Raw genomic sequence first — 10,183 nt, 5'->3', positions numbered from 1 at the left:
CGACCAGACACGTTCCGGCGAGCACAGCCGACCAGACACGTTCCGGCGAGCACAGCCGACCAGACACGTTCCGGCGAGCACAGCCGACCAGACACGTTCCGGCGCGCGCAGCCGACCAGACACGTTCCGGCGAGCGTTTCACAGACGGCCCACCAGACGAGCAGGCCGGGCGAGGCGCGGCGGGGGCGAGCGCGGCCGGGTGGCGTCAGATCGAGAACGGCGCCCGGTCGGACCGGGGTCAGGAGCGGGTGCCCGACTCCGACTTCAGGTTGGCCATGATGTCGGCCACCGACAGGCGGGCGGCACCCTCGGACTCGGCGCGGCGGCGTCGGCGGGTGCTGGTGCCGACAGTTGGGGTCTTGTCGGTGGACGGCTTGGTCGCCGGGGGTGCGGCTGTCCGAGCGGCCTCGGGAGTGGGCTGCGGCGACTCGGGGTCGGCGGAGGCGTGCGCGGGTGACGCGTTGTTCGTCGCGCTGCCGGACGTGGCCGAAGCATCGGCGGCGTCGGCGGGTGCCGGGGCGTCATTCGTCGCTGGGGTCGCAGGCGCGTCCGGCAGCGCCGATGTGCCAGACGTTGCCGTTCCCGGCGCGTCGGACGTCGCCGGCGCGTGAGGCGCTGCCTGTACGACAGACGCTGCCTGTGCGACAGACGCTGTGGAGGCACCATTCGATGCCGTTCCACGCGCAGCTGCCGATGCGGGGTTCGTCGGCGTGGCCCCGGAGGTAGCAGCCGCACCATCGGCTGCTGGTGCGGCGCTGGCAGCCGGAGAGCCGAACGTTGTGGTGGCACCGGTCGACGCGGCGCCAACAGGCGCGGTGGCACCCGCACCCGCCGGTGCAGACCCGGCGGCACCGGCGGACGCGGCGCCATCGGTCGGTGCAGCTCCGGTGGATGCGGTGGCGCCGCTGGAGGCGGCACCGGCGGATGCGGTGACATCGGTCGGTGCAGACCCGGCGGATGCGGTGGCGCCGCTGGAGGCGGCACCGGCGGACGCGGCGCCATCGGTCGGTGCAGACCCGGCGGATGCGGTGGCGCCGGCAGTTGCGGGGCTCGGCGTGCCGTCGGTGGTGGAGCTCGTGGTGGCGGGCTCGTCGGCGGCGACCACGGGGTTGCCCGCGGTGTCGAATTGGCGGGTGCCGGGAGCAGACAGGCGGGGCGGGGGTGTTTTGGCGGGCTTGGCCGGTTTCGGCGTGGGGGTCGAATTCTGGGCGGCGGCGTATTCGTCGAGTTGGACGGCGGCGGTCTCGGCGGTGACCGGGTCGTCGTAGGGGTCGGCGAAATTGGCCGAAACCGGTTGCATGAACACCGGTTTCAGTGCGCTGGGGGGTTGCTGCCACGGGCCGAACCAGGCGGCGGCGGCATCCGCGGGGCTATCGTCGAATTCGCGATCCGGCTCGTCGAAAGCGTCGAATTCGGTGCTGTGTTCGGCCGTGCTCGCGCTGGGCAGGGCATCGACGCGCACGGCGTCGGCCTGCAATGCGGGCTGGTCGTCGGGCAGTGCGCCGTCGAAGAGCACCTGCAAGTTCTGGCGGAGCAGGGTCAGCTCGGCCCGCAGCGCCGCGATCTCGGACCCTTCGGCGCCGACCTCCGCGCGCACCCGCGCCTCGACGCCCATCTCGTACTCGCGGCGGGCATTGATCTCGCGTTCGAGCTGCAACTCGTACACCGTTTGCAGATCGCGCGCCTTGGCCTTGTCGACCGCGGCGTCGCGCCGGTAGCGGGTGGCGGCGAGCGCGCCGATCACCGCCGCCCACAGCGCTGCTACCAGGCCGATTCGCACGTACTGGACGTTCTCGCTGAACACCAGGAGAACGCTGGCGGTCAAGCCGAGCAGGATGAGGGCGCCGATGAAGAGCTTTCCCGCGTCGTCCCGCCGTCGACGGGGCGTTGTGCTACGGGAGGGTGAAACCATGTGCGCCAGGGTAGCCGGAATCGACTGGTCGGCACACCGACAACCCTGGTGATTCCATTCGCAAGTTGCTAGGTGGTTGCGGACTCGTCCGTCGGGTCGTCGGGTGCCCGGCAGCAATATTCGAGCCACAAAGCCGCAGCAACCAGGGCGGAACCGGCCAGCAACCCAACCACCGCGCCGGGCGAATCGGCCGCCGCCGCGGTGAGCGTGCCGCGCTGTGGGAATACCCACAGCAGGAAACCGAGCCACACACCGGCCGCCAGCGAGCCCACCTGCAACGAAGCCTTGGCCAGCGCGACCGCCCGGGCGACATTGATCGGATGCAGGTCGTGCAGGCCGTCACCGATCCGCTCGTCGGCGATCCTGGCCTTGATCACGAAACCCAGCGCCGCCTCGATCCCGGCCACCGGCAGCAACGAAGCACCGGCGAGCATCGAGATCGCCGGGAAGGTCGAATAGGCGAAGCGGGTGGCGACCCAGGCGATGGCGGCGGCGAACACCACGTTCAGTGCCAGATCGAGCAGCCGGGTGGGTTTCAGCACGAGCGCATACCTTCGTCGCGCAGGAACAGATCAGTGCCCACCACACCGGCGCGCTCGGCCGGGTCCAGGCTCGCGAGGAGCTCGGTCAGCGGTACCGGGACACCGTCGACGTGCAGTCGCGCGCCGGGCTCCACGTCAAGCCACGGCACCAGCACGAAGGCCCGGTGGTGGGCATGGGGGTGCGGCAGGATCAGGGTGGGATCGGTGTCGCGCACGATGGGCCCGGTGTGATCGACACACTGGATCACGTCGACATCGAGAGTCCGTGCGCCCCAGCGCACCTCACGAACGCGACCGGCGGCCTGCTCCAGCTCCTGCCCGAAGCGCAGCCAGGCGTAGTCGTCGAAAGCCGGATCCTCGGCCACCACAACGGCATTCAGGTAGTCGTCCTGGTCGACGCCACCCCACGGCGCGGTCGTGTAGACCGGTGACACCGCCCGGATCCGCTCCCCCAGCGCCTCGACGACACTGCGCAGATGGGCCGGTCGGTCACCCACATTCGAACCGATCGACAGCACCACGCGGGTCATCGACGGTGCTCCACCGTGTGATCGCGCGTCGCCACTACGCGGTTCATCAGCGGGCCCCCCGTTGCACCGTGCGGTCGCGCGTCGCTACCACCCGCACGTCGGTGAAGGTGTGCGGGATGGGCGCCGCGGGCTTGTGCAGCACGGCTTCCACGGCCTCGATACGCGGGTCGGCCATCACGTCGTCGGCGATCTCGGAGACCACTGTTTCGATCAGGTCGCGCGGCGGACCGGCCACGATGCGCACCGCGCGTTCGGCCAGCGCGCCGTAGTCGACGGTGTCGGCCAGATCGTCGGAGGCGGCGGCCGCGGCGAAATCGACCCAGATCGTGAGGTCGACGACGAACTCCTGACCGTCGCGGCGCTCGAAGTCGAACACGCCGTGCCTGCCGAACGCCCGCAGCCCGCGCAGTTCGATGCGCGAGGACGCGGGCCGACCGGCGGGCGGGGGCAGCAGCGGTGAGTTCACGGGTTGACTCCTCGGGCGGCAGTGGCTCGGCGCCAGGCATCGACGACGGTGATCGCGTCCAGCGAGGCACGCACGTCGTGCACCCGCACCCCCCACGCGCCGTGGGTGGCGGCCAGCGCCGACACGGTGGCGGTGGCGGTTTCGCGGCCATCAGGTGGGCGGGGACCGGACTCGTCGGCCAGCAGTGCGCCGAGAAAACGTTTACGGGAGGCGCCGATCAGGATCGGCAGGCCGTCGGCGGCCAGTTCGGGGAGCGCGCCGAGCAGTTCCCAGTTGTGCCCGGCGTTCTTGGCGAAGCCGAGACCGGGGTCCAGGATCAGCCGGTCGGCGGGGATACCCGCGGCGACGGCCGCGTCCACCTGGGCACCGAGTTCGGCGCGCACCTCGGCGACCACGTCGGTGTAGTGGTCGGCGGGGCCGGTGTGGCGGTAATCGGCATCGGCGCGCCAGTGCATGAGGATCCACGGCACCCCCGCCTCGGCGACGACCCGAACCATGTTGGGGTCGGCGCGACCACCGGAGACATCGTTGACCACGCCGACGCCCGCGGCCAGCGCGGCATCGGCGACCTCGGCACGCATGGTGTCGACGCTGGTCGGCACCCCGGCCGCGACCAGGCCGCGGATCACCGGCACCACCCGCGCCGCCTCGGTGGCCGGGTCGACCCGGTCGGCCCCCGGCCTGGTGGACTCACCGCCCACATCGACGATATCGGCGCCGGCCTCGTACAGGGCCACACCGTGCGCGACCGCGAGCTCCGGATCGAGATAGCGACCGCCGTCGGAGAACGAATCGGCGGTCACATTGACCACGCCCATGACCACACACGAGCGGGTACCCCGCGCGGTCACGAGGGACTCGCTCATTTGCGCAGAATCAGGTCCAGCGCCTCGGAACGCGAGGCGGCGTTGGTCTGTAACAGGCCGCGCACCGCCGAGGTGGTGGTGCTCGCGCCGGGCTTGCGGATACCCCGCATCGCCATGCACAGATGCTCGGCCTCGATCACCACGATCGCGCCGCGCGGGTCGAGCCTGCGCATCACCGCGTCGGCGACCTGACTGGTCAGGCGCTCCTGTACCTGGGGGCGCTTGGCGTAGAGATCGACCACGCGGGCCAGCTTGGACAGCCCGGTGACCCGGCCGTGCGGGCCGGGGATGTAGCCGACGTGCGCGACACCGTGGAACGACACCAGGTGGTGTTCGCAGGTGGAGAACATCGGGATGTCGCGAACCAGCACCAGTTCCTGATGCCCTTCGTCGAAGGTGGTGGCCAGCACGGCGTCGGGCTCGGTGTAGAGCCCGGCGAACATCTCACGGTAGGCCCGCGCCACCCGGGCGGGGGTGTCGATCAGACCGGGACGGTCCGGGTCCTCCCCGACCGCCAGCAGCAACTCGCGGACCGCCTTCTCGGCGCGCGCCTGATCGAACGACCGGCCGGTCGCCAACGCCGTCAGCGTCGCCTGGCTCAGTTCCTCGCCGAGCTCGCCGGCCGGATCGGGACCCGAACCGTTCACGGCCGGCTCAGCGACCTTCTTGTTCGCCGACAACTTCTCCGCACCTCCACCGGGTCCATCCGGGTAACACAGGCCGGGTCTTCCGGCTTGGACGTAGTCGTTCGAGCGTAGTCGGCCGCCGGTCGCGCAGAGCAGCTCGGTCGGTCCCCGTCGCCGCCGCGGGCGCACGCCTGCCGCCCGGGCCACTCACCCGGCAGCCGATTTCGGCTCCGTCTCGGTGTGGTCGGCTGAGTACTGGTCGAGTGTCGATCAGTGCCGGCCGTTGGGGCCTTCCCATTCCTTCGTCTCCGGGTCGGCGTCACGCGGCGGCTGCTGCTGCGGCGCGGCGGGCGGATCACCCCACGGCTGGAATTCGTCACCGTGGCGAGGCTGTTGCTGCTGCTGAGGCTGCTCTTGCGGCTGCTGCGGTTGCGGCTGCTGCGGTTGCTGCTGCGGCGGTTGCTGCTGCGGCGGCGACTGTGGCTGCGGCTGCGGCTGCGGCTGCGGCCATCCACCCTGCTGCTGTTGCGGCGGCCGCGACCAGCCGCCCTGCGGCTGCTGTTGCTGCTCATCGCGCGGCGGCCAGCCCGGCGCCGACCAACCGGCCGGGGCACCGTAATCGGGCCGCGAACCGTGCGTACCCGACGGACGGGGGAACGCCTGGGTCGGCGCGTTCGGCAGCGGGTAACCAGCGGCAGGCGGCACGGGCTGACCGTAGGGCTGCTGGCCCGGGTAGCCGTTGGCCGGCTGCGCGCCGTTGGGCACCGGGACCGGCGTGGGCTGCACCGGCGGCCACGGCTCGCCGCGCTCGACGGCCAGTTCACCCGGCGTCTTCACCGGCGGCTTGTCCGAGGGGAGCCGGTCACCGAAATCGTTGAACGCGGTGATCCGCGGACGCTTCTCGACGCCGGCCAGGACGGTCTCGAGGTCCTTGCGGTGCAAGGTCTCGCGCTCGAGCAGCGCGGTGGCCAGTGCGTCGAGCTGTTCGCGGTACTCACTGAGGATCGACCAGGCTTCGGTGTGCGCGGCCTCGATCAGGTTGCGCACCTCCTCGTCGATCTCCCTGGCGACCTCGTGCGAGTAGTCCGACTGCACGCCCATCGAGCGGCCGACGAACGGGTCGCCCTGCTCCTGGCCGTAGCGCACCGCGCCCAGGCGCGCACTCATGCCGTATTCGGTGACCATCCCGCGGGCGATCTTGGTGGCCTGGTCGATATCGGAGGACGCACCGGTGGTCGGCTCGTGGAACACCAGTTCCTCGGCCGCGCGGCCACCCATCGCGAAGACCAGCCGCGAGATCATCTCCGAACGGGTCATCAGGCCCTTGTCGTCCTCGGGCACCGTCATGGCGTGACCACCGGTGCGACCGCGAGCGAGGATGGTGACCTTGTAGACGGGCTCGATATCGGGCATCGCCCAAGCCGCCAGGGTGTGACCGCCCTCGTGGTAGGCGGTGATCTTCTTCTCGTGCTCGCTGATGATGCGGCTCTTGCGGCGTGGGCCGCCGATCACGCGGTCGACCGACTCCTCGAGCGATTCGCCGGTGATGACCGTCCCGTTCTCGCGCGCGGTGAGCAGCGCGGCCTCGTTGATGACGTTGGCCAGATCAGCGCCGGACATGCCGACGGTGCGCTTGGCCAGACCCTCGAGGTCGGCGTCCTGGGCGATCGGCTTGCCCGCCGAATGCACCCGCAGAATCGCGCGGCGACCGGCCAGATCGGGATTGCCGACCGGGATCTGCCGGTCGAAACGACCGGGGCGCAGCAGTGCGGGATCGAGAATGTCGGGACGGTTGGTGGCCGCGATCAGAATGATGTTGGAGCGGTCGCCGAAGCCGTCCATTTCAACGAGCAGCTGGTTGAGCGTCTGCTCACGCTCGTCGTGCCCGCCGCCCATGCCCGCGCCGCGCTGGCGGCCGACCGCGTCGATCTCGTCGACGAAGATGATGCACGGGCTGTTCTGCTTGGCCTGCTCGAACAGGTCACGCACGCGGGAGGCACCGACACCGACGAACATCTCGACGAAGTCCGAACCGGAGATCGTGAAGAACGGCACCCCGGCCTCGCCCGCGACCGCGCGGGCCAGCAGCGTCTTACCGGTACCGGGCGGACCGAACAGCAGCACGCCCTTGGGGATCTTCGCGCCCAGCGCCTGGTAGCGGGCCGGGTTCTGCAGGAAGTCCTTGATCTCGTAGAGCTCTTCGACGGCTTCGTCGGCACCGGCCACATCCTGGAACGTGGTCTTGGGCATGTCCTTGGTCAGCATCTTGGCCTTGGACTTACCGAAGCCCATCATGCCGCCGCGACCACCGCCCTGCATGCGCGACATCACGAAGATGAACAGCCCGACCAGCAGCACCATCGGCACGATGAACAGCAGCAGCTGCGAAAGCCAGCTCTCCTGCTTCACCACAGTGTCGTATTCGGCGCCGGATTCCTGCACGGCGTCGAGGATCTGCGCGGAGGTCTCACCACCGCCGGGGTATTTGGTGACGATCTTGCTGTTGTTGCCGGTCGCGTCGTTGCCGTTGTTCAGTTCGATGCGGAGCTGCTGCTCCTTGTCGTCGATCTGAACGTGCTTGACGTTTTCCTTGTTCTCCAGCTGGCTGAGCGCCACGGAAGTGTCGACACTCTCCCAGCCGCGCGTGTCATCGCTGAGAAAGCTGAACAGCCAGATCATGAGCATGATGCCCGAGATGATCGCCAAGGTGCGAAACACTGTCTTGCGGTTCATAGAGCGTCGGCCGGACGGCCCAGTCCTTTCCGGTTATTTCTCCGGGTGTGCCTAGCGAAGCGTCGGGATCGGCGGGTTTCGGGTGCGGACACGCCACGTTACCGCGTACGGTCTAGTCGATACATCGCGCAGTTCGGCTGCTGGTGCAGTTGCACTGGTAAACGGCCGGGGAACGGGAGAGGTTCCCGAATACCCCGACCGGGTTGTTGCAAGTGGCCACAATCATGTCATGCCCGCCCTATCGTGGGCGACGACACAACTACAGCGCAGGGGGTACCGACATCGTCGAGCTACGAACACCCACAGCGATTCTGCGCCACGGCAGTGGACGTCTCACCGTCCTGCGGCCGGGTACCGACGGCGAGCGCGTTCTCGACGTTCCCGTCACCGATCTGCTCAAGGTGCGGCTGAACCGCCGCGCCGACGACGCGGTGGTGATCGAGATCTTCCTCCGGTATCCCACCGCCGTGCTCACCGGTGTGCCCGCCGACCGCACCCCACTGCCGGTGCTGATCGCCGAACACGACGTACCGGCCGCGGTCGGCATCGTCGACCGGATCAACGACCAGATCATGGCCACCAAGCGCGTGGATGTCGCCGCACCCGATCTGACGCCGCCCGCGCCCGAATTCGGCAGGTCGGGCCCGTCGCGCGCCGATGTGGATCGCGCGGTGCGCCGGATGGCGCCCCGTAAGGATGCCCGCTCCGCCGTCGCCGCCTTACAGCGTTACGTGACCCCCGACGAGTACGTGCTCGAAACCGCCGTCGTGGTCTCGGCGCCGCCCGCCGGGACCGGCACCGGCCTGCTCGCGGCCACCACCACCCGGCTGCTGTTCATCGCCATCGGCGGTGGCGAACGCTATGCCCATGAGATGGCGGTGCCCGCCATCCTCGGCGCCCGCACCGTCGAAGGGCATTCGGCCCCCGGGGAGGTCGACACCCGCCACGGCGGCACCGGAATAGATGTCAGCGACGGCAATCGCACGCTGCACTTCGCCGGCGTCGACCGCGCCGACACCGAGCGGGTCACCTGCGCGGTGAACTTCGCCGTGCGCAGGCAGGCCGCCGACGGCGCGCCCGGGCCCGCCGATCCCGGTGTCACCCAGCTCTACAACGAGTGGGAACTGCTGGTGGAACGGCATTCGCTCGGCATGGTCGACGACACCCAGTTCCAGCGTTACGGCCGCGGGATCTTACGCAGCCTCTGAGCTCACTCCGGCTCGTCGGCGGGGGATTCGTTCTGCGGCTCGGGCTTGTCGTTGAGTTCGATCCGCCGCCACGGGCTGGTCGGGCGGGTCCACAGCCGCAGCAGTTCCATCCGCCGGTCGACGCCACCGTTCTTCAGCTCGGCCAGGTCTTCGGTGGCCTGCCAGTAGGTCCAGCCGGCCAGGTAGGCGTCACCGAACTGGCGCCAGTTGCGGTAACGACGCTGGGCGGGGGGCAGCGCGCGCATGACGTACTCCCAGGCCATATCGGCCTCGAGGTAGCCGGCGGTGAACGCCATCCGGGCCACCGCGACCACGCGGGCCAGGTCCCAGGCGTGGATGTCGTTGGGTAGCGGACGGGCCAGGTGTTCGGTGAAACCGATCTTGATGGCTTGGGCCCAGATGTCGTAGTCGCGGACCAGCGCTTCGGGGTTGTCCATGCCACGGAAGGAGCCGACCTGCCGCAGGAAGGCGCGGTGCCGGTCGGCGCGTTCACCGAAGCGGTCGCGTTCACTGGCGTTGATCGAGGCCATCACCAGCGGGTGCACCAGCGCGTAGAGCGGCGCGTGCATGCCCTCGAGCAGCTGTTCCATCGAGGCGCGTGCCTCGGTGCCGTCGGTGATGCCCCAGGCGCCGGTGAGGGTGTCGATGGCCAGTTCGCGGCGGTCGCCGAGCGGGTGCTCACGTTCGGGGCCGAGCATTATCGCGTCGTGGTAGGCATCCCAGCGGGTGGAGTAGAAGGCACCCAGTGCCAGGGCGCGCAGTTCGTCGTCGCTGATCCCGGCGCCGGACCAGTGGTCTTCTTCGCGATTGTCGAGTTCCGGGTAGGGAAATGTGGTCAGCGCTGGTACTCCCCGAGCAGGCATGCGGTCGAGTCTAGTGCCGTAGTCGTGTTGGCGGGCGGACTGTGAGCTCGCGTGCGTCACGAGATTTTCAGATCCCGGTCTTCTTGGCCTGCCGTGATCTGCCCCACAGGTCTATGGTTCTGTCATGTGTAGAAACATCACCGTCTTGCGTGGTCTGGAGCCTGCCGCCACCGAGCAGGAGATCTACGCTGCCGCCTTGCAATATGTGCGCAAAGTCGGCGGCATCTCCGGGCTGAGCAGCACCACCAAACCGGCCGTCGACAAAGCTGTCGCCGCGATCGCCGCGGCCACCACCACGCTGCTCGACGAGCTCCCCGACCGCCGGGTACCCCCGCCCACCGAGCCGCCGCTGCGCCGCATCGCGGCCAGGGACGCCGAGGTACAGGAAACCGGCTAGCCGAGACCGGTCCTCGCGCACCCGAGCGGTGCGCCGGTGA

Annotated in this window: 10 protein-coding genes; 2 read left to right on the top strand and 8 right to left on the bottom strand. The window is 69.6% G+C overall.

What is annotated here, in order from left to right; all coding sequences use genetic code 11:
• Nucleotides 1-238: 238 nt before the first annotated feature.
• The 7 genes from ACFO5K_RS02915 to ftsH all read right to left on the bottom strand — a co-directional run bounded on the left by ACFO5K_RS02915 (nucleotide 239) and on the right by ftsH (nucleotide 7,675).
• Complete coding sequence (locus tag ACFO5K_RS02915; RefSeq protein ID WP_378555559.1) at nucleotides 239-1,912, bottom strand: DUF6779 domain-containing protein; 1,674 nt, start codon at nucleotides 1,910-1,912, stop codon at nucleotides 239-241.
• A 68-nt stretch (nucleotides 1,913-1,980) separates the two neighbouring features.
• Nucleotides 1,981-2,454: a DUF3180 domain-containing protein gene (locus ACFO5K_RS02910; RefSeq protein WP_378555558.1), complete on the bottom strand. Its 474-nt coding sequence runs from the start codon at nucleotides 2,452-2,454 to the stop codon at nucleotides 1,981-1,983.
• Nucleotides 2,448-2,984: a 2-amino-4-hydroxy-6-hydroxymethyldihydropteridine diphosphokinase gene (folK, locus tag ACFO5K_RS02905; protein ID WP_378555557.1), complete on the bottom strand. Its 537-nt coding sequence runs from the start codon at nucleotides 2,982-2,984 to the stop codon at nucleotides 2,448-2,450. The genes ACFO5K_RS02910 and folK overlap by 7 nt, the downstream gene beginning before the upstream one ends.
• Nucleotides 2,985-3,030: 46 nt before the next feature.
• Nucleotides 3,031-3,450 (bottom strand): dihydroneopterin aldolase, encoded by a 420-nt coding sequence (gene folB / locus ACFO5K_RS02900; RefSeq protein ID WP_378555556.1) that lies wholly within the window; start codon nucleotides 3,448-3,450, stop codon nucleotides 3,031-3,033.
• Nucleotides 3,447-4,316, bottom strand: a complete 870-nt coding sequence (gene folP, locus ACFO5K_RS02895; protein WP_378555555.1) for a dihydropteroate synthase — start codon at nucleotides 4,314-4,316, stop codon at nucleotides 3,447-3,449. Before folP ends, folB begins: the two co-directional genes overlap by 4 nt.
• The gene (gene folE, locus ACFO5K_RS02890) at nucleotides 4,313-4,963 is read right to left on the bottom strand and encodes a GTP cyclohydrolase I FolE (protein ID WP_378555566.1); all 651 of its coding nucleotides are present in this window, start codon (nucleotides 4,961-4,963) and stop codon (nucleotides 4,313-4,315) included. The genes folP and folE overlap by 4 nt, the downstream gene beginning before the upstream one ends.
• Nucleotides 4,964-5,212: 249 nt before the next feature.
• Nucleotides 5,213-7,675: an ATP-dependent zinc metalloprotease FtsH gene (gene ftsH, locus ACFO5K_RS02885; RefSeq protein ID WP_378555554.1), complete on the bottom strand. Its 2,463-nt coding sequence runs from the start codon at nucleotides 7,673-7,675 to the stop codon at nucleotides 5,213-5,215.
• Nucleotides 7,676-7,887: 212 nt separating this feature from the next.
• Here ftsH and ACFO5K_RS02880 point away from each other — a divergent pair, with 212 nt between their 5' ends.
• The gene (locus ACFO5K_RS02880) at nucleotides 7,888-8,883 is read left to right on the top strand and encodes a hypothetical protein (protein WP_378555553.1); all 996 of its coding nucleotides are present in this window, start codon (nucleotides 7,888-7,890) and stop codon (nucleotides 8,881-8,883) included.
• Nucleotides 8,884-8,885: 2 nt separating this feature from the next.
• Here ACFO5K_RS02880 and ACFO5K_RS02875 read toward each other — a convergent pair whose 3' ends face one another.
• The gene (locus tag ACFO5K_RS02875; protein ID WP_378555552.1) at nucleotides 8,886-9,746 is read right to left on the bottom strand and encodes a DUF1266 domain-containing protein; all 861 of its coding nucleotides are present in this window, start codon (nucleotides 9,744-9,746) and stop codon (nucleotides 8,886-8,888) included.
• Between the two features lie 124 nt (nucleotides 9,747-9,870).
• Here ACFO5K_RS02875 and ACFO5K_RS02870 point away from each other — a divergent pair, with 124 nt between their 5' ends.
• A complete protein-coding gene (locus ACFO5K_RS02870; protein ID WP_378555551.1) occupies nucleotides 9,871-10,143 on the top strand; it encodes a DUF2277 domain-containing protein in 273 nt (90 codons plus the stop codon).
• Nucleotides 10,144-10,183: the final 40 nt, after the last annotated feature.

Origin of the sequence: Nocardia halotolerans (assembly GCF_042650145.1) — a bacterium.
Lineage (GTDB): Bacteria > Actinomycetota > Actinomycetes > Mycobacteriales > Mycobacteriaceae > Nocardia > Nocardia halotolerans.
Note: the sequence above shows the minus strand (reverse complement) of the source record. Positions and strands in the feature narration are given on the sequence as shown.